Source organism: Flavobacterium anhuiense (assembly GCF_050990855.1).
GTDB classification, from domain to species: Bacteria; Bacteroidota; Bacteroidia; order Flavobacteriales; family Flavobacteriaceae; genus Flavobacterium; species Flavobacterium anhuiense_C.
Window position 1 is genome coordinate 2,483,382 of record NZ_CP158861.1, and the last position, 23,411, is coordinate 2,506,792.

At 37.5% G+C, this 23,411-nt stretch carries 26 protein-coding genes, 1 tRNA gene and 1 pseudogene; 13 read left to right on the forward strand and 15 right to left on the reverse strand.

Annotated features, from left to right (window positions below; genetic code table 11):
- Positions 1 to 7: 7 nt before the first annotated feature.
- Together ABTV69_RS11000 and ABTV69_RS11005 are read right to left on the reverse strand one after the other, a co-directional pair.
- Positions 8 to 367, reverse strand: coding sequence for a DUF7222 domain-containing protein (locus ABTV69_RS11000; protein WP_433836291.1), 360 nt, complete (start codon positions 365 to 367; stop codon positions 8 to 10).
- Between the two features lie 44 nt (positions 368 to 411).
- Positions 412 to 801, reverse strand: coding sequence for a single-stranded DNA-binding protein (locus tag ABTV69_RS11005; protein WP_433836293.1), 390 nt, complete (start codon positions 799 to 801; stop codon positions 412 to 414).
- 318 nt (positions 802 to 1,119) lie between these two features.
- Between ABTV69_RS11005 and ABTV69_RS11010 the strand changes: the two genes are divergently transcribed.
- On the forward strand, positions 1,120 to 1,554 hold the full coding sequence (locus ABTV69_RS11010; RefSeq protein ID WP_433836295.1) for a DUF1810 domain-containing protein: 435 nt from the start codon (positions 1,120 to 1,122) through the stop codon (positions 1,552 to 1,554).
- Positions 1,555 to 1,604: 50 nt separating this feature from the next.
- On the opposite strand, the gene mobC is transcribed toward ABTV69_RS11010, so the two are convergent.
- From mobC to ABTV69_RS11025, 3 genes are read right to left on the reverse strand one after another with little or no spacing between them, the layout of a single operon-like run.
- The gene (mobC, locus tag ABTV69_RS11015) at positions 1,605 to 3,593 is read right to left on the reverse strand and encodes a conjugal transfer protein MobC (RefSeq protein WP_433836297.1); all 1,989 of its coding nucleotides are present in this window, start codon (positions 3,591 to 3,593) and stop codon (positions 1,605 to 1,607) included.
- 18 nt (positions 3,594 to 3,611) lie between these two features.
- Positions 3,612 to 4,862, reverse strand: coding sequence for a relaxase/mobilization nuclease domain-containing protein (locus ABTV69_RS11020; protein WP_433836298.1), 1,251 nt, complete (start codon positions 4,860 to 4,862; stop codon positions 3,612 to 3,614).
- Positions 4,847 to 5,239, reverse strand: coding sequence for a plasmid mobilization protein (locus ABTV69_RS11025; protein ID WP_433836300.1), 393 nt, complete (start codon positions 5,237 to 5,239; stop codon positions 4,847 to 4,849). The genes ABTV69_RS11020 and ABTV69_RS11025 overlap by 16 nt, the downstream gene beginning before the upstream one ends.
- A gap of 403 nt (positions 5,240 to 5,642) precedes the next feature.
- Between ABTV69_RS11025 and ABTV69_RS11030 the strand changes: the two genes are divergently transcribed.
- The 3 genes from ABTV69_RS11030 to ABTV69_RS11040 all read left to right on the forward strand — a co-directional run bounded on the left by ABTV69_RS11030 (position 5,643) and on the right by ABTV69_RS11040 (position 8,065).
- Positions 5,643 to 5,933, forward strand: a complete 291-nt coding sequence (locus ABTV69_RS11030; RefSeq protein ID WP_379786703.1) for a hypothetical protein — start codon at positions 5,643 to 5,645, stop codon at positions 5,931 to 5,933.
- Between the two features lie 217 nt (positions 5,934 to 6,150).
- Positions 6,151 to 7,668, forward strand: coding sequence for a DoxX family protein (locus ABTV69_RS11035; RefSeq protein WP_433836303.1), 1,518 nt, complete (start codon positions 6,151 to 6,153; stop codon positions 7,666 to 7,668).
- Between the two features lie 106 nt (positions 7,669 to 7,774).
- Positions 7,775 to 8,065: a DUF6520 family protein gene (locus ABTV69_RS11040; RefSeq protein ID WP_433836305.1), complete on the forward strand. Its 291-nt coding sequence runs from the start codon at positions 7,775 to 7,777 to the stop codon at positions 8,063 to 8,065.
- 54 nt (positions 8,066 to 8,119) lie between these two features.
- Here the strand turns inward: ABTV69_RS11040 and ABTV69_RS11045 are convergent, their stop codons facing one another.
- Positions 8,120 to 8,548 carry an alpha/beta hydrolase family protein gene (locus ABTV69_RS11045; RefSeq protein WP_433836307.1) on the reverse strand — a complete coding sequence of 143 codons (429 nt, stop codon included), beginning with the start codon at positions 8,546 to 8,548 and terminating at the stop codon, positions 8,120 to 8,122.
- Positions 8,549 to 8,610: 62 nt separating this feature from the next.
- Here ABTV69_RS11045 and ABTV69_RS11050 point away from each other — a divergent pair.
- The 9 genes and pseudogenes from ABTV69_RS11050 to ABTV69_RS11090 form a co-directional block, all read left to right on the forward strand.
- A pseudogene (locus ABTV69_RS11050) lies at positions 8,611 to 8,916 on the forward strand (conjugative transposon protein TraJ); the annotation flags it as partial.
- Positions 8,917 to 8,939: 23 nt separating this feature from the next.
- Positions 8,940 to 9,548: a conjugative transposon protein TraK gene (traK, locus tag ABTV69_RS11055; protein WP_433836309.1), complete on the forward strand. Its 609-nt coding sequence runs from the start codon at positions 8,940 to 8,942 to the stop codon at positions 9,546 to 9,548.
- 7 nt (positions 9,549 to 9,555) lie between these two features.
- On the forward strand, positions 9,556 to 9,807 hold the full coding sequence (locus ABTV69_RS11060; RefSeq protein ID WP_433836311.1) for a hypothetical protein: 252 nt from the start codon (positions 9,556 to 9,558) through the stop codon (positions 9,805 to 9,807).
- Positions 9,808 to 9,811: 4 nt separating this feature from the next.
- Positions 9,812 to 11,104 carry a conjugative transposon protein TraM gene (gene traM / locus ABTV69_RS11065; RefSeq protein WP_433836313.1) on the forward strand — a complete coding sequence of 431 codons (1,293 nt, stop codon included), beginning with the start codon at positions 9,812 to 9,814 and terminating at the stop codon, positions 11,102 to 11,104.
- Positions 11,105 to 11,114: 10 nt separating this feature from the next.
- Positions 11,115 to 11,981, forward strand: a complete 867-nt coding sequence (traN, locus tag ABTV69_RS11070; RefSeq protein WP_433836315.1) for a conjugative transposon protein TraN — start codon at positions 11,115 to 11,117, stop codon at positions 11,979 to 11,981.
- Positions 11,982 to 11,996: 15 nt separating this feature from the next.
- Positions 11,997 to 13,151, forward strand: a complete 1,155-nt coding sequence (locus ABTV69_RS11075; RefSeq protein ID WP_433836317.1) for a hypothetical protein — start codon at positions 11,997 to 11,999, stop codon at positions 13,149 to 13,151.
- Positions 13,152 to 13,156: 5 nt separating this feature from the next.
- Positions 13,157 to 13,459 carry a hypothetical protein gene (locus ABTV69_RS11080; RefSeq protein ID WP_219071446.1) on the forward strand — a complete coding sequence of 101 codons (303 nt, stop codon included), beginning with the start codon at positions 13,157 to 13,159 and terminating at the stop codon, positions 13,457 to 13,459.
- A gap of 41 nt (positions 13,460 to 13,500) precedes the next feature.
- On the forward strand, positions 13,501 to 13,770 hold the full coding sequence (locus ABTV69_RS11085) for a helix-turn-helix domain-containing protein (protein ID WP_433836319.1): 270 nt from the start codon (positions 13,501 to 13,503) through the stop codon (positions 13,768 to 13,770).
- Positions 13,763 to 14,083, forward strand: coding sequence for a hypothetical protein (locus tag ABTV69_RS11090; protein ID WP_433836321.1), 321 nt, complete (start codon positions 13,763 to 13,765; stop codon positions 14,081 to 14,083). Before ABTV69_RS11085 ends, ABTV69_RS11090 begins: the two co-directional genes overlap by 8 nt.
- A 39-nt stretch (positions 14,084 to 14,122) precedes the next feature.
- Here the strand turns inward: ABTV69_RS11090 and ABTV69_RS11095 are convergent, their stop codons facing one another.
- The 9 genes from ABTV69_RS11095 to tpx form a co-directional block, all read right to left on the reverse strand.
- Positions 14,123 to 15,430, reverse strand: coding sequence for a site-specific integrase (locus ABTV69_RS11095; protein ID WP_433836323.1), 1,308 nt, complete (start codon positions 15,428 to 15,430; stop codon positions 14,123 to 14,125).
- Between the two features lie 282 nt (positions 15,431 to 15,712).
- Positions 15,713 to 15,797: transfer RNA gene (locus tag ABTV69_RS11100), tRNA-Ser, on the reverse strand.
- 151 nt (positions 15,798 to 15,948) lie between these two features.
- The gene (locus ABTV69_RS11105; RefSeq protein WP_125721663.1) at positions 15,949 to 16,347 is read right to left on the reverse strand and encodes an acyl-CoA thioesterase; all 399 of its coding nucleotides are present in this window, start codon (positions 16,345 to 16,347) and stop codon (positions 15,949 to 15,951) included.
- Between the two features lies 1 nt (position 16,348).
- Complete coding sequence (gene ribB / locus ABTV69_RS11110; RefSeq protein ID WP_433836326.1) at positions 16,349 to 17,482, reverse strand: 3,4-dihydroxy-2-butanone-4-phosphate synthase; 1,134 nt, start codon at positions 17,480 to 17,482, stop codon at positions 16,349 to 16,351.
- A 2-nt stretch (positions 17,483 to 17,484) separates the two neighbouring features.
- Positions 17,485 to 18,939 (reverse strand): LptF/LptG family permease, encoded by a 1,455-nt coding sequence (locus ABTV69_RS11115; protein WP_433836328.1) that lies wholly within the window; start codon positions 18,937 to 18,939, stop codon positions 17,485 to 17,487.
- A gap of 8 nt (positions 18,940 to 18,947) precedes the next feature.
- Complete coding sequence (locus ABTV69_RS11120) at positions 18,948 to 19,640, reverse strand: LolA family protein (RefSeq protein WP_433836330.1); 693 nt, start codon at positions 19,638 to 19,640, stop codon at positions 18,948 to 18,950.
- A gap of 7 nt (positions 19,641 to 19,647) precedes the next feature.
- Positions 19,648 to 22,107: a DNA translocase FtsK gene (locus ABTV69_RS11125; protein ID WP_433836332.1), complete on the reverse strand. Its 2,460-nt coding sequence runs from the start codon at positions 22,105 to 22,107 to the stop codon at positions 19,648 to 19,650.
- Between the two features lie 18 nt (positions 22,108 to 22,125).
- A complete protein-coding gene (locus tag ABTV69_RS11130; RefSeq protein ID WP_250835142.1) occupies positions 22,126 to 22,500 on the reverse strand; it encodes a diacylglycerol kinase in 375 nt (124 codons plus the stop codon).
- 8 nt (positions 22,501 to 22,508) lie between these two features.
- Positions 22,509 to 23,006 (reverse strand): thiol peroxidase, encoded by a 498-nt coding sequence (tpx, locus tag ABTV69_RS11135; RefSeq protein ID WP_433836335.1) that lies wholly within the window; start codon positions 23,004 to 23,006, stop codon positions 22,509 to 22,511.
- Positions 23,007 to 23,411 lie beyond the last annotated feature (405 nt).

Below are 23,411 nucleotides of genomic sequence, written 5' to 3' on the forward strand. Positions count from 1 at the left end.
TAAACTGTTATTCAAAAAGCCTTGAATAGAGGTCATAGCAGTATTCTTCAAAGCAGAGCCAGCAAACAAAAGTGTAGTGAGGGGCTTGGAATCGGTTTTCAATCGGTTCGCCAATTGCCTCTTCGAGTTCGGTTCTGATATTTTCAAGGTCATCGATATGTTCGATGTAAAATTCTTTGCAGTCTGCGTGGTAGATAAATTCGGAAATCATACCGCTCACGCAACCGCCTTGCTGCAGGTCAAGAAAGAATGATTTCAGCTGTTCTCTTTTTTTTCCGTTATAGGAAGTGATGCTTTTGAGGATTATCCCATTAAAGGCATCGGCAACGCTGTATTCGCTGTAGTTGGATTTTGATAAGGCTTGCATAATATTGTCTTTAGGCGTGTATAAAAAATAAATAGGTACATGATTTAGAAAGGCAGGTCGTCAGGTTCGTCTTTAGGCGTGTTTTTCTTCTGCACTGCGGGAACAGCTGATGCATTTTCTGTTTTCGGGAAAACCAGTATTTTGATATTACTGGTGTAAAAGGTCAGCGAACCGAGCGCCTTGCCCTCGGCATTGGTGTAGACATTCAGACCGATGCGCCCGAAGAGTTCTACCATAGTGCCTTTTTTAAGCCATTGCGCCATTTTGGAACCCATCCAGTACGAGCAGTCGATGTAGGTCACAATCTTTTTAAGTTCGCTAGCCCCTTTAGGTCTGTAGCTGTCGTTGACTGCGATGGAGAAATTTACCACCTCTCTGTCATTAGATACTTTTGCCGTTACGGCATCTTTTGTAATTCGTCCTGAGATTTCCATGATGTAAAATTTTAAGTGAATGTTTATCTGTTTTTTCTCAAGCCCCGCATGAAATTTTTCAAAAGAAAAACGGGAAAAAAGAAAGCACAAAATCAAGCATCCGATAAAGGATCCGGAGTGCTATAAGTCCCGAAGGGCGGCAAGGCCGTTATGCGCATGCAGGAGCCTGCGGTTGCTATTTTCGCGGCTCTTTTAATCCGTTTTCATTGAAAATTTTCTTATCTATATTAAAAGCAGGCAGAACCCCTATTTCAAATGCCAGTTTTGAAACGGAATTGAAAAATTTTGTAAATTCAATCCATCTAAAACAGCACTGCAATGGAAAAGCAATATGATCTGGACCGTTTTTTAGAGGCGCAGCGGGAAACCTACGGCAATGCACTGAGAGAGATCAGAGCGGGCAGCAAACAGACCCATTGGATGTGGTTTATTTTTCCCCAATTAAGAGGACTGGGCTTCACGGATTACAATATCTTTTACGGCATTGAAAATCTGCAGGAAGCCACACAGTATTTTAATCATCCGATTCTGGGCAGACGGCTGGAGGAAATTACGGGCGCAATACTTCAAATCGAGAATAAAACGGCACTGGAAATTCTGGGAAGGGCAGATGAAAAAAAACTGAAATCCTGCATGACACTGTTCAGCCTTCTGCCTGATACGTCTGAATGTTTCAGGCAGCTGCTTGACAAATATTACCATGGAGAGCTGGACGAAAATACCCTGGAAATACTAAAAGAATCCGGCAGTTAAAAAACATTTTCTTTGCTCTTACTTAAAAGAAAAAATCTAAGGATGAAGGGTTATTTTTCTTTTTTGAGAACCAGCGATGAAAGCGACGGGCTTTTGATTATCCGTTCCATTTCGCTGTGGATTATTTCCTGAATCTCAATTTTAATCTGGAGATAATTTTTCTGGATGATAACATTATCAATTGTCCGTATGACTGGAATTTCTTTATAATTATCCGTTTCTTTTTTGATCTTTTCGTGGTCGTTGATAATCTCGCAGTGAAAGGTTTTAAGCTCAATTCTGCAATCCGGGTTATCGGCTGTCATCCCTACAAATTCTCCCGAGCTCAATGAAGAAATCTTCGAGGGCGGCACTGCGGATTCGAGCTGTCTTGAACGGCTGATGGAAGTGTCGCTGCTGTTGATCGAAAGGCTCTCGCGGTCCTGCATTATCTTTCCGAAACGCTCCGAGAGCTGTTTTGCCGTATCTCCAGTGACCTGTCCCGAGACAATATTTCCGACTATGTTAACAATTACATCAGCCTGTTCCCGGCCATAGTCCTTGCGAAGCTGGCTAAAGTCCTGAATCCCCAGGCAGGTGCTCACTCTGTTGCTTCTAGCCGTTGCAATAAGGCTGTCAATATTGTTGAGATAAATAGTGGGGAACTCGTCAAAAATCAGGCTGCTTTTGAGTTTTCCCTTTTGGTTTACCTGCTTGATGAGACGGCTTACAAAAAGGGAAAGCACCGCTCCGTAAGTCTGTATTTTCTGAGGATTGTTTCCCATAGAAACAATTTTTGGATCTGAGGGGGTATTAATATCTAGGGTAAAATCACTGCCTGAGAGCACATAATAAAGCTGAGGTGAGGAGAGTTTAGCCAGCGAGATTTTAGCTGAAGCAATCTGCCCCTCCAGCTGGTCGACTGCCTCGTTCAGGAACGCACTTACAAAGGGATTGATCAGCACTTCGATTTCTTTTTCGGTTCTCAGAAGCGTGAAAAGACTTTCGTAATCGGTCTGGATCATTTCAATGACATGGGGCAGGGTGCAGTACTCGCCATCACTGTATTTTCGAAGGTACCAGATGACCGCCGTCAGGAAATTTATGGGAGATTCCACAAAGAAATCGCCCTGTTTTTTGATCCATTCCCGATTGAGCCCCATAAGGATGGTGCGTGCCGATTCAGCAGCATCAGTAATGTCTGTCATTGCCGCAGGATCAAGAGGATTGCACCTGTGGGTTCTTGATAGGTCATCGAAATTTATGATGTAAAATTTGGGCTCAACGGCATAAAGATGACGGAATTTCAGCCAGGCATTATAAGCAATTATGGTGAGGTCGTCGAACTTAAAATCATAGATGAACATAGAAAAACCCTTAGCGATATGCTGGGTGATTACGTGGCGGATTACGAAGTATGATTTTCCAGATCCGGGAGTTCCGGGAACCAGAATCCCACGGAAGGGATTTATGATGTTAATCCAGCTGCTGCGCACTTTATCTTTGAGGTGATAGCGAGCAGGAAGGTTGACGGAATACTCATTTTCAATAAGCCTTTCCTCTTGGGGGAAAGTTTCATTTTCCTTATTGAAAATATCTGCTGTGGAGAGCTTTCTTCTGATAATGCGGGAGAGCAGTGTGCCGCCGGAAAGCGTCAGCAGATAACCCATAGAACACAAGGAGATATAAAATACAGAACATACTTCAGTATCCACAAAGATTACAATAGCCAGATAAGAACCAAAGTAAAGTATTAGCCCCAGACCGATATAATAAAACGCGGTTTTAAAATGCAGTTTTTCATCTTTTCTTCCTCTGGCCCCCATAAGGGAAATAACCAGCAGTCCAAGGGCAAAAATCTTTGATTTATGGAAGCTGTCCAGAAGGCCGGTTCGATGGATATTCTCCAGTATTCTGCGGGCAAAATCCGGCGCAAGATTCCACTGCCTGAAGGAATCGAAGCAGTAAAAATAAAAATGGATGAGCAGTACTGCTATGCCCATCAGTCTTGTCATGTCTAAAATCTTTCTAAGCGCCTGTTCATTTTCTCCTGTCTGCATGCTCATGATTTCTGTGTGTTAATTGTTATCGGACGGTCCTTTTCTTTTTCTTTTTTTACGCTTGTTTTTAAGCTGTTTGGGAATGTAATCTGACGGCGCTGCTGCATAAAGCACATCATCAATTATCCGCTGCACTTCAGCTGCGGAAATAAAAGAATTCTTCTGGCTCACGGGTCTTTCCAAAACAGCCGACTGTTTTCCAAATTCAGAAGATCGTCCAATACGCTCAAGGAGTCCTTTGGCTGCATAAGCAGGTCCCAGACTGCTTCCGTTGAATACGCATCTTGTGTTATGATCTATGTAGGTCATGCCGTAGATTAAACCGTTCTCGTTTTTTCTGGCTACAGCGGTGATGCCCTGATTTGCCAGCCGGGTTTCAAGCTGGGAAAGCGTAATGGAAGGATATTTCAAAAGCAGCAGATCCACAGCATTTCGGGTTCTTTTCATGTTTACCACACGCGAGCTTTTGGACGCAGCGAAATTCATTTCAAGCTGGGAAAGGGTAGGCTTGGAATAAAAACTGCTGGCTTTTATAGGTACCCCGACCGTCTTTTTATTTTCGTCCAGAATCTGATAGACCAGCCCTTTGTTCTGAAACATTTTTGAATTTTCCTTTCCACGTTCCGCCTTAACGTTATAGAGGTTCAATACTGCGTTGAGCTCGCCAAGCGTGGTGTATTTGTAGTGCGGAATGACCGCATTTAATACAGAGCTGATAGCTCTTTTGGAATCCATCGCCCCATATTTTATTTTTTCTGCATCAATCGCATTAATAAGTGCAGGACTCTGTTTTTTTCTAGAATCTGCACGAATCAGATCAAAAGAAATTTCCAATTCTTTCCGAGCCGTTTCAGACTGGTTTCTTCCAATGTTGTGCATGTTGATCCTTGATCCATCTGCTCTCACATTTATCGAAGCAATATGAATATGCGGATGTCCTGCATCGTGATGCTGATAAACCAGATAAGGCTGCGAGCCGAATCCTATCTTGTCCATATAGGAAGAAGCAATCTGCATGAGTTTTTCTTTTGATAAATCCGTGTCGGAGCGGTCAAAATTCAGTGAGATATGCACTGCGGAGCGCTTGACATTTTCATTGAGCTGAAGCTGTTTTAAAAATACACCGAGCTTAAAATTTTCTGACATTTTTTCAAGATCCATCGGATAATTTCCCTCGCCGATGCATGTTGCCTTTCCCTCAGAGACTTTGTTTTCATTGTACATGAAAATGCTTCTTATCGATTGTCCTGTATTTATGACTGCAACCATTTTTGAGCGAGATTTTCAATGCTTTTTTTTATTTCTTCAATGAGGGAAAAATATCTGTTCCTGTCGGAATCAAAAGATAGTATCCATATTCTTAAATCGGAAATTTCAAAAAGGGTATGGAGTTTTTTAACGCTCTGATTGAAATTATTGCCCATGAAATTCAGCTGTGACCGCAGCTGTATCAGCTCCTGCAAAAGTTTATCCAGCGACTCATTTCTGTACTTCATTACAATGGGTTTGCGCAATAGATTTCTGCGCACAAAATCACTGCGTTTGCGGCAGGCTGATGCCTTGAAATTTTTGTCAATCTGTTCGAATTCTTCCTTGGTCAGCCGGATGTGGAGCCATCTGTTTCTGCCGCTGTTTTGCTCTTCCATAATCTTCTCTTTTTCATTATATCCATTTCATTTAAACTGAAAGTTTCACTGCCAGCGAGTTCCGAGCAGAAGGGCAGCAAGATTTTTGGTTGTGATACAACCAGACATCTTGCTGACTGCAGAAAACCGCAGTCCGAAAGCTTCAATAAAGCCACTTTCAGCTTTATTTTAAGTTTATGTGAGAGTCTTACAGTTCCTTAATCATATGAACCAGCTGCTGTTAATCTGCACCGTTTAACCGCAATAAGAAACAGCTTTGAAATTTAGTATTGGGCTTATGATAAAGCGAAATTAGAAAAGCAGAGCAAGCCCTGCAATCCTCCCCAAATTTTGAGTAGGGTGAATAGGGAAGATCCTTTCTAATTTTACACTTAGCTAAGTATTAATTTTTAAATGATGAATTATGATTACAGCAAATGATGTAGCCAAAGTATTTGAAACCATTTTAAGTACTCCAGGAATGAATGAGACTGTGAAAATGGATCTGAAAATTTCACGAAAAAATGTGCTCCTGTTAAGCCATCTCATACAGGATGGTCTGAAGATCAGAGAAGGGTCTTCGATGCTTTTAGAGAGTGTAAGTGAGCAGAGGAGAGCAGAGCTGGAGAGCCTGTCAGAGGAGTTTCTTCAGAAAGCTGGTCTTATCGATGTTCATGAAAAACTTGCCGAAATCAGCGCTTCGATAAAAGGCTGATTCCAAAACAAACATTACTAATAAATGCCTGCATGATTCTTACAAAGTGCAGGCATTTTCTATGGTATCAGCTAAAAAGTAAGATTGCCTGATTTTCAAAGATTTTGGCTTGATTTTTAAAGGCTTTATACGAAATTTCGCATGTACATTTGTATAAAGAAATTAGAAAAGCAATATCTGATTTTTTAAAGCAGCTTATAATTTCAAAAGATAAATAATGATGATGATTCCAGTTACTTCGGTTAAACGTTTTATAATCCAAACGATATGCAGTTTGTTTGCAGGGCTGTTTATATACGCAGCTGTAAGTAAAATACTGGATTTCGAAAATTTTAAAGTGCAGCTTGGCCAATCGCCGCTTATAAGTGCTTATGCAGACATTGTTTCTTGGGCTGTAATCGCAACAGAAATTATTATAGCATTTTTTGTAATTGTTCGAAGAACGAGGACTTTTGGATTATTTGCATCACTGGGACTAATGACTATGTTTACTGCATACATCTTTTTAATTTTAAATTTCGGTTCCTTTATACCCTGTTCATGTGGAGGAATTTTGGAAAAAATGAGCTGGAAAGTTCATTTTATATTCAATATAGTGTTTGTAATATTGGCTTTAGTCGGCATTTTTAAAAACGAAGAGCTAATGAAAAGTATTAAGAAGAATTTTTCCAGAGCTAAGCTGACTCTAATTTCGGTAATAGTTATTTCACTAAGTTCCACTGTTATGATTATACTATTTTTTACTTCGGAAACCATTATGCACAAAAACAATCCGTTCATTAGACGTTATCCGCAGCATCCTGTAGAATTTTCCGCTTTAGTCGATATCAAATATAACTCCCATTATATCGCAGGAATTTCTGATTCCCGGATTTATATGGGAAATTACCAATATCCAGCCTACATCCTTTCCTTCGATCATAATTTAAAGAAGAGAAGAGTTGAAAAGATGCAACTGGATCTAAAAAGCAAACCATTTAGGACGATAACCGTAAATGTCAGACCGCCTTACTTTTATATTACTGACGGAACTGTACCAGTGCTTTTACGAGGGAAAATTAAAGACTGGAAAATTACAAAGGACCTGAAAGGAATCCCCTATTTTACAAAGGCTGTTATTATGGACAGTTTAAGCGCTGTCATACGTTCAAATAACTCAAAAAACGCAGCCAATGTGATTGCGGTTTTCAATTCAGATGCTGCCGAAAAAATCAGCTATAAAAGAGCACTGCTTGAGAAGCAAAAAGATGGGATTTTTGATACAGACGGTATGCTTCTATATAGCAGTGAATCTGAATTAATTGTCTATCTGTATTACTACCGCAATGCATTTTTTACAGCAGATAAAAGAGGAACGCTGCTTTCAAGAGGCAATACAATTGACACTATAAGTCATGTTAGTTTTAAAGTGTCGAAATTTAACAATGGAAAAAGTTTTGCGATCAGTTCCCCTAGAGAAGTTGTTAACGCAAAAGCTGCTGTTTATAAAAATCTGCTTTTTGTACATTCCAAGATTAAGGGCAGATACGAGAATGAAAAGTTATGGAATAGTTCCTTTATAATTGATGTTTATGATTTAAAAAACATGACCTATCGAATGAGCTTTCCAATCTATCACACGTCAGGTAACCAGCTGAATTCACTGATGGTCAGCGACAATAATTTATACGCGCTTATAGGTACCGATCTTGTAGTGTATAAAGTTGGCGAAATTCTTAAAAGGGAAATAAAATAAACCTAAAACAAACTATAAAAACAATAATATACCGGCCGGTGCCAGGGCTTAGATCGAACACCTGTATAAAAAAGTAGATCAGATTATTATATAAAAATTAGTTATTATGAAAACGTTATTTGTAAAAAATGTAATGCCAGCTGCAGTTGCAGTTCTGGCTGTAGCGGGAGCATTTGCAACGACTTCGATGCAGCGTGCTGAGAAAGCTAAGACAGTAGCTCTAAAATCAGGGTATTATTTCTTAAATGGCCAGTGTAATCAGGGGCCAGTGGAATGTTCGGATATTCCTAAGGATGATGTCTGCAGGCTTAACATTACCTCCGGTCCGACCATTTACGACAGGGATGAGGATAACAACTGTCCGCTTCCATTATACCGCATAGTGGATGGCCAATAATTTTGTAAACAGAAAGGATGCAGTTCCAAATATGGAACTGCATTTTTTTATTTATTAATTTACCCCGAACGAAATCCAGTCCGATGTTATTTCATCTTTCAGAAAATAATTGAACCACTGCAAGGTACGGATGGTAATATCTTTCTGGTTTTTCTTGTCAAGCAAAATATGGCCTTCATTGGGGTAGAGTAGCATGATGCTTTTTTTTCTTAATCTCCGAAGTGCAAGATAAAATTCCTGGCTTTGGCGCATGTCTACCTGAGGATCATTTTTGCCGCTCCATAGGAGCAGGGGCTTATCTATTTTATCAGCGTGAAAAATTGATGAATTTGCTCTATAAAGCTCGGGGATTTGATGAGGTGATCCCATATTCCATTGTTCAGCTTCAAATCGCCAGATATTGGGACGGCCAAAACTTCCCACAGTATGATAGTAACTTACCAAATCAGTAATAGCCCCGCTTGCCACAGCGGTTGCAAACATAGAGGTTTGGGTAGAAATAAACAAAGACTCATACCCTCCGAATGAATGTCCAAGCAGTCCGTGCATACTTAATCTTCATGATAATAGGCATTATAGGATACTTTACGGTGCCTTCTGTTGCCAATTATATTGTTCATGCCGGCGGAGGAGGAGCGCTAGGCCATAAAGTGACCAGCCTGTTCGGCAGTTCAGCCAGTTCTGTTGTAAGAACCTCTTCAAATGCAGTTGGAATGGCCGCAGATGCGATGGGAGATGCAGACCGGAGAATGACAAGCAGTATGGCAGCGACAGCAGGAAGCAGCCCATATTTTGCTGAAAAGGGAAATTATATGAATGACAGGCTTAAAGGAAATTCAAAACAGACTTAAATCAACATCCCATGTTTACTAAAATGAAGAACATAGATACAGCTTTCAGATATGTGAAAGGATTTACAATGCTTGTAATTTCAGGCTGCATAATTGTAAGCTGTTATGCTGTTTACAAGAGTTTGCAGACTGTAAACCTTATGCAGGATAAAGTATATATTCTGGCAAATGGCAAAGCGCTTGAAGCTTATGCTTCGGAAAGAAAAGATAATATTGCTGTGGAAGCAAGGGACCATGTGAAAACCTTTCACAAGTTTTTCTTTACGCTTGACCCTGATGATAAGGTCATTAAAACCAACATAACTAAAGCGCTTTATCTGGCAGACGACAGTGCAAAACGCATTTATGATGATCTGAAGGAAAATAATTTTTACTCGGGCATTATATCGGGGAATATAAGCCAGACGATCCATATCGACAGTGTTAGCATCGATATTCGCGAATATCCCTATCGTTTTAGATGTTATGCCAGACAAAGCATTATCCGCACTACAAGCATTCTGAAAAGAAGCCTGCTTACTGAAGGTGCTCTTCGCAATGTTTCGAGAAGCGATAATAATCCGCACGGGTTCCTTATTGAGCGGTTTAATACAATCGATAATAAGGATTTATCAGCTGAAACCAGAAAATAAAATTCATATGAAATCTTTATTTAAAAAACGCACTGAGCCTGTGGTTTATAACAAGTTTTATCTGCTGGCGCAGAAAAGATGGGCTGAAAAAATGAGTGGATTCACAGATGGCCTCTCAAAAAGAGAACTCATTTTGGCTCTTCTTTTATTTATGGTTTTAACATCAGGTATTTTGATCTCTAATCTGTACAGAGCATTTTATAAAGAAACTGAGGTTTTGACAGCATCAAAAATTAAGACAATCAACTTAAAAAACTAAAACTATGGAAGAGAAAACACTATTACTAAAGGAATCTAAAAAGAGAAAGCTGCTTTTAATGTTGCCACTTATAACACTTCCATTTCTAACATTCTTGTTCTACTCGTTAGGGGGAGGACGAATGGAAGCCAAAACTGCAGAGAATGATGATAAGAACGGATTTAATTTTAATCTGCCACTGCCTAAATTTAAAGAAGACTCGGCACTGGACAAGATGAGCTATTACGATCAGGCGGCAGTTGATTCAATAAAACTGCGAGAACAGATAAAGAAAGATCCTAATTATTTTGCTGATAAAGCTTCTGAAGATAAAGTTAATTCTTTTTCCGCAGATGATTTTGAATCCCGCAGTCTTCCTAAAAGCAGATCGGCTTTTAATTCGCAGTCTTTTCAGGACCGCAATGAACAGAAAGTTTACGAGAAACTCAGAGCTCTTGAAAAAGTAATCAACCAGCCTCCACCTTCGGCAAGTTACGGTCAGGACATGAGGGAATTTGAAAATTACGGTACTTCTGGTGCAGAATCAGAAGAAATCAAAAAACTCGAAGGACTTATGTCAGCAATGAGCGCACCGCAGGAAGCTGATCCCGAACTGCAGCAGTTAGGAGGAATGCTGGAAAATATTCTGGATATACAGCATCCACAGCGAGTGCAGGAACGGCTTAAGCAATCATCTGACAGTAAAAAGGGAAAAACATATTCAGTACTGAAAAAAACAGAAGAGGATAACATAAGTTCACTGGAGCGGAATGCCAGCTCGCAGAGCTTTTTAAAAACAAATGCATTTTATTCTCTGGACGAAGAACAGCTCTCAGAAATGGTACAGAATTCTATTGAAGCGGTTATTCATCAGACACAGACAATTGTCAGCGGGTCGGTGGTCAAATTAAGGCTTTCGCATGATATTTTCCTGCTGGGAACAGATATACCCAGGAATACTTTTCTGTACGGAATAGCAGCCTTAAAAGGGGAGAGGATGGAGGTCAAAATTACCAGCATCCAGTACAATAATTCCATATTTCCTGTCGAACTGGCTGTTTATGATATTGACGGCATTGACGGCATCTATATTCCAGGAGCTATCAGCAGGGACGTTGCCAAATCATCCGCAGAGCGTTCAATACAGACGCTCGGCCTTACAGGTATTTCGGATTCATGGGGGACGCAAGCTGCAGGAATGGGGATTGAGGCGGCTAAGAGTCTTATGAGCAAAAAAGTAAAACTCATAAAAGTGGCTGTAAAGGCAGGATATCGGGTGCTGCTGTACGATGAAAAACAAAAGAATTTAAAACCTTAAAATATAAAAAATGAAAAGAGTGAAATATTTGTTATTGATCAGCTGGATGCTGGTTTGCTTTTCGGCTTCCCCGCAGTCTAAAGTAAGAGAGGTCGCCTTTTACGAAGACCATTATAAGAATCTGCAGATCGGCTTCTCCAAAACCACAAGCATTGTTTTTCCTTATGCAATTAAAAGCATTGATAAAGGTAGTTCAGATGTGCTGGTTCAGAAGGCGAAAGGAGTGGAGAATATACTGCTGATAAAAGCAGCTAAGCAATATTTTTTCCAGACCAATTTAACGATAGTAACGTCAGATGGTAAATTATACGTGTTTGTACTAAATTATGATGAAGACTGTCCTGACTTAAATATTAAAGCAGACAATGAAGTGGCCGCATCCAGGGAAGTGCTGTTTTCTTTAGAAAACGAGAATCAGAAAAGAATCGAGCAGACCGCTTCACTTGTTTTATCCAAAATGAAAAAGACAAGCGGTTTGAAAAAATCCAAGTATCAAATCAGCCTGAATGTAAACGGCATTTTTATTCAGCAGGACGTTTTATATCTGCGTATTGTTTTTGAAAACAAATCAAAGATTAACTACGATATTGATCAGTTTCGCTTTTTTATCAGGGACCGGAAAAAATCAAAACGTACCGCGTCTCAGGAAATAGAATTGCAGTCCTTATACACAACTTCGTCCTCTTTAGTTATCCCTTATCAATCTGCAATAGTGAAGGTCTATGCGCTGGAGAAATTTACAATTCCTGAAAGTAAATATCTCACTATTGAGATGATTGAAAAAAATGGAGGTAGGCATTTGGAAGTTGATATTGATAATAATAATCTGGCTGGTAAAGTATATCCGATTACGGAATTCAATATAGATACTTTTTAGTCCATAAAACATATTATGATAATCAACTTAGCTGATACGGAATTGATGCTGTCATTTGCTGAGGAAATGGCTTTTAACGGTCAGCGATTTGCTGCATTTAATACTGATGAGGTAACTGATACTTATACAATTGAATTTTTTAGAAAGTCGTTGGATGCACAGGAGTACTGTCTGGTCATGACTAATGAAGCTAATTATTTTCAGAGCGTGCCAGTTGAAGCGGTAATTGATGACTTGAAAGCAGTTATGGAGAGCGGAATTGACATATCCGAAAATGTAGCTTTTGATCTGACCGGATTTGCAAAACGATTCAGGGATAGAAAAGAATTATTAGAAAACAACTTAAATACGAACACAATGAATCAGAAAAATTTAGAATACCTGAAAGACCAGTTAAAATATACTGGATTTGGAGAAACGTTCGATGCAGAACTGAAAGAGAACATGATGAAAGGTGATAAGGACTTTAAAATTATGCACACCGGTATTATGAATAATGGTCTGCCAAACAAAGATACCTTGACTGTTGAATTAAGCTTCAAAAAATCTGAACAGACAGATATGTATTTTTTTAATTCCTATCACGTGAATCTGCAGAAAGAGGAAAACAAACCAGGGCTGGAACAGACCTTTTACATCAACAAAGACAGCGCAAGCATAACAATGAAAGAGGCATACAATTTAATGGAGGGCCGTTCTGTCAATAAAGACCTTAAGACAAGGGAAGGGGAAAGCTATAATTCCTGGCTTAAAATCGACTTTAAACAATCTGACAGTCAGGGGAATTTTAAACTGAATCAATACCATCAGAACTATGGATATGATTTAGAAGCCAGCCTTTCCAAACATTCTATCAAGGAACTTAATACGCCGCGGTATAAGGACGATCTTTTGAATTCTCTTAAAAAAGGAAATCTTCAGTCTGTGACTTTCGTTGTGGGCAGTGCTGAAAGTAAGATGTATGTGGAGGCTAATCCCCAGTTTAAGACAGTTAACGTATATGACGAGAATTTACAGAGAATTAATCATCGTGAAAGCAAGGAAGAAAAAAAGGCTGAATCTCAAAAAGAAACAGTTTCAAAAGATCAAAAAAAAAATCTAGATTCTGAGCAGGGTGACTCAGGGAGTAAAGACAATAAAGTAAAGAAAAGAAAAACTCCCACACTTTAATAATTATGGAAAAGATAAAGCCTTTATCGGATTTTTTCACCGCAATAGAGAAAGACTACAGGATTAGTCCAATGCATATTGCCATTTATGCAGCTTTATTGCAGTTTAGATCAGTTAAGGGCTTTATTAATCCAATTTTTGTGTTCAGCTCTGAGATTATTGTTATAGCAAAAGTTTCCTCAGCAAATACATATCATAAATGTGTTCAGGAACTTCATCAATATGGCTATATAAAATACAAACCGTCTTTTAAAAAAAATCGTGGGAGTGAGGTGCATTTTCTGTTTTCAGTTGACGCAGATAATTAATAGTTAAAGGTTCAGCAATTAATAATTTATTAAATTATAATATGAATGACATGGTAACCAAGGAAGATCTGCGACAGTTTGGTCTTCTTTTATTAGATAAAATACAGGCAGTATTTAAAGAAAAGGATTTTGGTCACACAGAAAATATGGAACCTGATTGGCTTAGAAGCAAGTCTGTTAGAAAACTACTAGATATTTCTGCCGGCTCGGTGCAAAATCTTAGAACAAGCCAGAAAGTGCGTTTCAAAAAAGTCCTTGGCTCTTATTATTACAGTAGAGAAGATATTGAAAAGCTTTTTAGAGATGAATGAAATTAATAAGTCTGCAGAAAGTTGGATGATGAATCATTTGTTTGTTTATATGGAAGATTCCAGACTTAATATTTGGCATTTGGCTATTTTGACAGCTGTTTTAAGTTTAGGATATAGGCAAGGAGCTAAAAGAAGGATTAAAGTTAGCAGAAGAAAAATAATGGCATTGTCACATATAAATACAATACCAACTTATCATAAATATTTTAAACAGCTCCAATGTTTCGGTTATGTAAAATATATTCCTTCCTATCATCCTGGTATTAGAAGCGTGGTGCAATTAAGCAAAAAGGGGTTATCTCAGCAAATGTGAGATAACCTCTTTTTAATTTTACTAAAAGGTTAAAATATATCATGAACTTATGTTATATTTTTTTTTAATTAATTGGATTTCTTTTTCAAGTTTTTCAAGTGTGGTTAGATCTTTCAAAGAAATTTCAGTAGTCTGTGGATTGAGTATTTGATTTAGCACAGACATTTCTCTTCCTATTGTTGCCTGCTCTGTTATGGCATACGCCTCTGTCTGCTTTACGGAGGAGTGTCCAAGCAGTTCTTTTACCACGTTAATAGGTACATTATTGTTTAAAGTCACCGTGCTTCCAAATGTGCGTCGGGCCATATGGGTGTTGAGAGTAAAAGGAAAACCGCATAATGTGGCAATCTCTTTGAGATATTCGTTCATTTTCTGATTGGAGGAAACCGGCAGCAGGGTACCTCGTTTGACATTCACTGGATGGTTTCGGTATTTTTCGAGAATTTTAAGTGCATTGGGAAGCAACGGAATTTTTGCCGTAGAATTCGTTTTCTGCCTTTCTGATATAATCCAAAGTTTGCCGTCAACTCCATCCTTTATATCAGCACTTGTAAGCTGGTAAGCATCTATGTATGCCAGTCCGGTATAACATTGGAATACAAATATATCGCGTACAATGCTCAGCCTCTCCGTTGTAAATTGATGCCTCTCCAGTCTTGCAAGTTCGTTTGCGGAAATGGGTTTCTTTACAATCTTCGTTTTTCTTCGTTTGAAATTTTTAAAAGGATCTTTCAAAATAATTTCCTGATCAAGAGCTCTGAGCACGATTTTTTTAAAGTTTGCAATGTATTTAAGAGTAGTGTTGTTTGCACAGTTTCTGACTGATCGAAGATAAAACTCAAAATCATTTACAAATAGCAGGTCTAAGTCGCCGAATTCAAAATCATCGGTATTGTATTTAAGTTTTATAAAAGCGCTGAGATGATTTTTAGTAATTGAGAACCTCTCAAAAGTTGCCTCGGTATAACCATTGCCGATCAGTGCTTTTAATTCATCGTTGTGCTTTTTAAATTCTTCCAGAACCTTGGTCTTTGGTGCTGATCTTCCCAGAATCTGATCCATAATTTTAATCGAACTGATGGGTTTGCCGCTCAGCAGGATTTCGGTCTTGATATCGTGGATTTTCTTGGTAATTGAATCCAGGAAAAAATTCAGGGATTTAGCATCCTCTTTTGTGCCGACTGCTCTTTCGTCTTTCTGGCTCCAGCGGTCGATGTCCCACTGTCTTCTGGTGGATGCTTCTTTCGGAACACCATTTATGGTAATTCTGAAATAGACTGTTCTAATTTTACTTCCATTGCGTGGCACTTTCAAAAAGAAAAGAAGCCCAAAGCTGTTCTCTAGCATAATTCAACTTATTAGATTAGTAAATGTAGAATTATAGCGTGATTTAAACAAGATGTAAACGTGCTTAACCCCTTTGTCTATAAGGAATGGCGAGATATTTTGTGGCACACCCGCCGCTTTGGAAACCCGTGCCACGATTCTGACACGAAACTTCTGTGCGCTTTTGAAAATATTGAAAATGCACTTAAAAGACAAAACCCTGCTGATCTCAAGATCTGCAGGGTTTTCCGTGAATTTTGGCCTTTTTTGTAAACTTTGAAAAGTCTCTTTTTAAGCTCTCAGCGGAGAAAGAGGGATTCGAACCCCCGGACCTGTTACAGTCAACAGTTTTCAAGACTGCCGCATTCGACCGCTCTGCCATTTCTCCAGTATGTTGCTCTCATTGCCTGATTGCGGGTGCAAATATAAGACGGTTTTTCGGTTCTCAAAACTTTTTTAGACTTTTTTTTTGAAGATTTTTAAAATAATTTTCAAGTATCTAAGTATCAGTATTTCCGAAAATGAGATTTTTTCAAGAATTAATCCAAATCGTCTAGAATTGGCGTTGGTTTTTTGTTTTCATCGACAGCAACAAACGAAAAAGTTCCAGAAACTACTGTTTCGCGAAGTTCCGAATACATTTGTTCCATGAAAATATCAACATGAATTTTACAGCTTGTTCTTCCAACACTATCTACTTTTGCAACCAATTCGATTAAAGTTCCTGCAGGAATTGCTTTTTTAAAGTCAATTTGACCGGTAGAAATCGTAACTACTTTTTTACGGCTAAAACGCGTAGCACAAATAAAGGCAACTTCATCCATAAGATGGAGTGCTGTTCCTCCAAATAAAGTGTCGTAATGATTGGTTGTACTAGGGAAAACTGCTTTAAAAATTCGAGTTTCTGATTTTTGAATTCTTTCTTCTACTGTTCCCATATTAGTATTTAACGTATTCTGTAATTTCAAGTCCATATCCAATCATACCAACTCGTTTTGTTTGTTCTGTGTTCGAAACCAATCTGATTTTAGAAATATCTAAATCATGGAGAATTTGAGCTCCAATACCATAATCTTTACTGTCGATAATCACTTTTGGCGCTTTTAAAGTTCCGTTAGCTTGTAACGATTTAAGCTCAGAAATTCTGTTTAATAGATTGACAGCTGTCATATCTTGGTTAATGAAGATAACAGCGCCTTTTCCGTTCTCATTAATTACTTTAAACATATCGTCCAATTGCTGTTCTGCATTGTTAGTCAATGTGCCTAACAAATCGTTGTTTACCTGAGAAGAGTGTATTCTAGTTAAGATAGGTTCTCCAAGGTTCCAGGTTCCTTTTGTTAAAGCAATATGGATTTGTTTGTTTGTGGTTTGCTCATAGGCTCTTAATCTGAATGTTCCAAAACGAGTTTCGATATCAAAATCTTCTTTTTTAACAATCAAACTGTCATGCTGCATTCTGTAGGCAACTAAATCTTCAATCGAAACTAACTTTAAATCGAATTTTTTAGCCACTTTAATCAATTCTGGTAAACGAGACATTGTTCCATCTTCGTTTAAGATTTCGCATATTACGCCAGCGGGTTTAAATCCTGCTAAACGTGCAAAATCAATTGCTGCTTCAGTATGACCTGTTCGTCGCAAAACACCACCTTGTTTGGCGATTAAAGGGAAAATATGACCAGGACGAGCTAGATCGTGCGGTTTTGTATTAGGGTCAACTAATGATTGAACTGTTTTTGATCTGTCAGAAGCAGAAATACCCGTTGTAACGCCATGTCCTTTTAAGTCAACAGAAACCGTAAAGGCAGTTTCCATGTGATCGGTATTGTTGGTTACCATGGCACGAAGATCTAGTTCCTTGCATCGGCTTTCTGTCAGGGGTGTACAGATTAATCCGCGTCCGTGAGTAGCCATAAAGTTGATCATTTCTGGTGTTACCTTTTCGGCAGCAGCCAAAAAATCACCCTCATTTTCGCGATCTTCATCATCTACTACAATGATTACTTTACCTTGACGAATATCTTCTATAGCTTCTTCAATGGTATTCAGTTGTATTTTTGTTGTTGACATAATTATTTTTGCTTTTGAGCAGGTAAAAACCGCTCAGAGATTTTCTGAAATAGTTGTGAAATCGGAGTTGTTATTGCATCAAAATTAATTAATCCATTATCGTTTGTAGCGCGATAAGTTAATAATACTGCAAGGGGAGACAAGATGAAAGACGACATCCAAGATCCTACAAAAGGAGCCATTCCGCCTTCTTGAGATAACCTTTTTCCGAATGTGTTAATAAAGTGGAAAGTAATAAAGATTAATACGGCAAATACAATAGGGAGTCCAAGTCCTCCTTTTCTAATAATAGCGCCTAACGGAGCTCCAATAAAAAACATTAAGAAACAAGCAAAAGCAATTACAAATTTCTCATATAAGGCATTATAATGTTTGTTTATTTCTCGTTGTTTGTCTTTTAAATCTCGCTGAGTAGTTTCAATAGAGTAAATATTGCTCGTGATATTGCTTCCTGCCATTTTTAAAATATCTACTTTGTCTTTGTTGGAATAAATAGATAAAAGATCAGTTGGAAGTTTTTTCTTTTTAATATCTTTTTGGGGATCTCTATAGAATTTTTTAATTCCAACGCGCTGATTAATATTTTCAGAAAAAGAAACAATTTCGTTGTCTAAATTTTTGCTCAATGAATCTAACGTATAGCGTAACTCGTTAACATTCAGCATTGCATTTGTTCCTGCTATGCTTTCTTTGCTATCATCAACTTTGTTAAGTTCAGATAAGTCGATATTGATGATCTGTGTTTTGAACTTTCCTTTTATAAAAGGCATTTTTGCACGATCTTCATATTTTTTTGGAGTAACGTCTTGGTAATAGTAACCATCGTTTAAAATCAGTTTTAAAATACTGGATTTTTCGCTACTAACTAGTTCACCGGTTTTAGCTTTAATTACGGTTTTATTTTCACCCATATTATTTGCTTTCTCGTGAATAGTCACACCAGTAAGGTGATTGCCGTTTTCGCCAGATTTTTTGTTTACCTTAATGTTATAAGTGCCAACATCGTTAAATTGGCCTTCGGCAATAGCCATAGCAGGCTTAGCTTGTGCAATGTTTTTTCTGAAATTTACAAATTTATATTCGGCATATGGAATAACGTTATTTGCAAACCAAAATGCGACAATACTTAAAACAAAAATAAAAATAATCAAGACTCGCATTGCTCTTTGCAGTGAGATTCCTGAAGATTTCATAGCGGCGAACTCGTAATTTTCGGCTAAATTTCCGAAAGTCATAATCGATGCTAGTAAAACAGATAGCGGTAATACCAGCGGGATAATTCGTGGCATAGAAAAAAGCAGGAATTTCACGACCAATATTAAGTCGAGATCTTTACCTGCTAGTTCTGAAATAAATAGCCATACTGTTTGAAGTATGAATATGAAAAATAAGATTACAAATACCGTAGTAAATGTAGCTAAGAATGTTTTTAATAAGTATTTGTCTAGAATTTTCAACCTTCTGATTAATCTAATTTATTGATGTAGTATTTCGGGTATTTACTCGCTACAAAGGTAAATTGATTTTTTGATAATGGCTGATTGGTTTTAAAAGAATTAACGGTTAAAGTTGTTTTTGTTCCGTTTTTCCCAGTTTCAATCAAATTGTAGATGTGTTTTGTCTGAACGTCAATACCTAACAAAATTTCTTTTCTTTGGTCTTTTCCGCTTGTCGGTACTAATTTGATGTATTGAATTTTTCTTCCTTTTACATTCTGAACAATGTCCATGTTATATTTGTAGCCAGAATTGAAGAAAGTAAGCATTTTAGAAGGAGTGATAGCATTATCATCTTTCTCGTTTACTTTAGAGATAGTAACTTCTTCGTCTTCAGGAACAATAGTGTAGGTTTTTTGACCGTCAAAAATTTTAGTAACGCCCATGAAGTTCAAAACATATTGGTTTCCTTTCATTGTTACATTTCCTTTGCTTTCTTGATTGATGTTTTCTTTGGCATTATTCAAAGAATATTTAAAATCGATAACAATATTGTTGTAGCTTTTTATTTTAGAAGTTACTTCGTTCAATAAATCTTTCGCTTTTTTATCTTGAGCTTGAATAGAAGTGAAGCTCAATAGCAATATAACTGCCATTTGAAAACACTTTTTAGTCATGTTTGTGATAGAATTGTTGTTGATTTCTTGAATTTTTGCTTTCATGATTGGATTAATTTTGTTCATTATTAAAAAATTGATCAAGAGCATTTAAATCTAAGATGTTTACGCTGCGTGCTTTACTGCCCTCAAACGGACCAACAATTCCAGCTGCTTCCAGCTGATCTATCAGACGACCGGCTCTGTTGTATCCTAATTTTAATTTTCGTTGCAATAAAGAAGCAGAACCCTGTTGGGCATTGACAATTATCTCTGCCGCTTCTCTAAATAAAGTATCTCTTTCGGAAATATCTATATCAAGATTAATGCCATTTTCTTCACCAACAAACTCTGGAAGCAAATAAGCTGTGGCATACGCCTTTTGTCCGCCAATAAAATCGGTGATTTTTTCTACTTCTGGTGTGTCAATGAAAGCGCATTGAACACGAATGACATCATTTCCGTTGGTATATAATAAATCTCCACGCCCAATAAGCTGATCTGCACCTTGAGTATCCAAAATGGTTCTTGAGTCGATTTTAGAAGTTACTCTAAAGGCAATTCTGGCAGGGAAATTGGCTTTAATTAAACCTGTAATTACGTTTACAGAAGGTCTTTGTGTTGCAATAATCAAGTGAATACCAATAGCACGGGCTAACTGAGCTAAACGCGCAATAGGTACTTCGACTTCTTTTCCTGCGGTCATAATCAAATCGGCAAACTCGTCGACAACCAAAACGATGTAAGGTAAAAATCGGTGACCCGCTTCTGGATTTAATTTTCTGGACTTGAATTTTTCGTTGTATTCTTTAATATTACGAACCATCGCATCTTTTAATAAAGAATAGCGATTATCCATTTCCACACAAAGTGAATTTAAAGTATTAACAACTTTTGCATTATCTGTAATAATAGCATCTTCCGTGTCAGGAAGTTTAGCTAAATAATGTCTTTCTATTTTGTTGAAAAGCGTAAGCTCTACTTTCTTCGGATCAACCAAAACAAATTTTACTTCGGCAGGATGTTTTTTGTATAAAAGCGAAGTTAAAACCGCGTTTAATCCAACAGATTTACCTTGTCCAGTTGCTCCTGCCATCAATAAGTGAGGCATTTTGGCTAAATCGACAACAAAAGTTTCATTAGAAATAGTTTTTCCTAATGCAATTGGCAGTTCCATTTCGGCTTCTTGGAATTTTGCGGCTCCAATAACGCTCTTCATAGAAACCATAGTTGGGTTTTTGTTCGGAACCTCAATACCGATAGTACCTTTTCCTGGGATTGGCGCAATAATACGAATTCCTAGTGCGGATAATGATAAAGCGATATCATCTTCTAAACTCTTAATTTTAGAAATTCTGATTCCTGCTTCCGGCACAATTTCATATAAAGTAACCGATGGTCCAACGGTTGCTTTAATTTGTGCAATTTCAATTTTGTAGTTACGAAGGGTATCTACAATCCTGTTTTTGTTTTCTTCTAATTCTTCCTGATTAATGGTAATTCCACCAGTCGAATATTCTTTTAATAAATCGATGGTTGGGAATTTATAATTCGATAAATCTAAAGTTGGATCAAATAATCCGAAATCAGCAACTAGACGAGAAGCTAAGTTTTCTTCGATAATGTCTTCTTCCTCCGCTTTTTCGATTACAAATGCTTCGTCTGGTGTAGCTGTAATTTGTGTTGGCGGTGGCTGAATTGGTTTTAAAATAGGATTTAGTTCAATTTCAGAAGCATGAGAAATGGTTGGTTTTAAAGCTTCTTTGTTGATTTCAAATTGAGAGTCAACCGTTTTAAGGTGGATATTATCCAGCTCAGAATCAGCTTCTTCTTCAGTTTCTTCTTTAATAGAAAATTCTTCTAGATTATACGCGCTTTCAGGCTGCTGAACAGCAGGTTTCAAATTGTTTAATTCTGTTTTGAATTCTTTCTTAGTCGAATCAAAATACGATTGAATTTTTTCTGGCGATAATTTGATCTTGAAAATCAGATAGACGATTAAGCCAAAAAGGAGTGTGAGCAAAGTGCCTGTTTTACCAATATAATCTTGAAGGAATAGATTTAGTTCGTAGCCAATTGTTCCTCCTAATTCTGGAGCAGAAGTGGCAAAGAAACCAAATAGTACCGAAACGATAATAATGGCGAAAATATCCCAAAACCAAGTGTTTTTTAGTTTTTGTGTTGAAAGTTCCAATGCTAAAAACATTCCGGTAAGGAAAAATAAACGCACGAAAATGAAAGAGGCAAGTCCGAAACCTCTATAGATAATTAAATCGGCAAGATACGCTCCGAATTTACCGAGCCAATTCTCAGCAACTTCGGTACGGTCTCCGAGTTGATTTACAACACTTTGATCATTTTGCCATTGTCCGTTAACATAAAAAGAAATAAATGCGACCAATAGGGCAATAGAAAAAAGAACCAGAAGACAACCTAGAACAAATTTTTGTTGTTTGGACATCTTAAATGATCTTTTATTTCCTTCTTGTTTGTCGTTTTTTTTATCTACAGTTTCTTTTTTATTTTTTGCCATTCTTGCGTTTTCCTTTGCCTAAATAAATTTGGGAATATAAATAATCAAGCCTATTGCTATTGCAGTCATTGCAGCAAAAAATACTGCCCCTGCAGCAATATCTTTAATAAAACCGATTCGTTTGCTGTAATCAGGATGGATGAAATCGGCAATTTTTTCAACTGCGGTATTTAATCCTTCAATGCTTAAAACCAAACCAATGGCTAAGGTTTGACATAGCCATTCGGTTTGAGAAATATGAAAATAGAATCCAGCGATGGTCATAATAATTCCCAATGAGAATTGGACCATAATGCTGTGTTCTGTTTTGATTAATTTTACAGCCCCATTGAAAGCATAGGTCATGCTTTTTAATCGGCCTGTAAAAAAAGTATTGTCTTTTTGAAATTCCATAAAGGATATTATAGTGCTGCTAAAGCGGCTTCGTAATTTGGTTCGTTTGCAATTTCTGCAACTTGCTCTGTGTGAAGAACTTTTCCGTCAGCATCAACAACAATGATTGCTCTTGAGTGTAAACCTGCTAAAGGTCCGTCGATAATTTCTAATCCGTTTGCTTTTCCAAAAGCACCAGTTTGAAAATCTGATAAGTTTACTACATTTTCTAAACCTTCAGCACCACAAAAACGTTTTTGAGCAAAAGGCAAATCTCTAGAAATACATAAAACAGTTGTGTTTTCTAATCCGCTTGCACTTGCATTGAAAGTTCTAACAGATGTTGCGCAAGTTCCCGTATCAACACTTGGGAAGATGTTTAAAACTAATTTTTTACCAGCGAAAGTGCTTAAGGAAGCAACTGATAAATCGTTTTGAACTAATTTAAAGTCAGCTAATTGTGATCCAACTGCTGGCAATTCGCCTGATGTATGAACTGGATTTCCTCCTAATGTGATAGATGCCATGTTTTTTGTTTAAAATTAATGAGGTTCAAAAGTAAGGATTAATATTTGAATCTAAAAGTATTTGTTAACGGTTTAAGGAGAGATTAAGGTGTCCTTTTTGGTAGCCACAAATTCACGATTTTTTGACTTATTATGGCAAATTATTCTTATTGATAACTGAAATTTTGAGAGAATATTGTTTTTTGAATCGTAAACTCTTTTACGTTCAACTTTGTCAAAGTTTTATACTTTGACAAAGTTTGGTTCGAATAGTTTGTCATCCTGACGAAGGAAGGATCTTCGTTAGAAACTCGACAAAGATTGACGATTTAGATTGTAGAGTTACTTGTGAAGATCCTTCCTTCGTCAGGATGACAAGATTGTGTAGGAAAAGCTTTTGAAAATAATCTCTATGATTTAAAATCG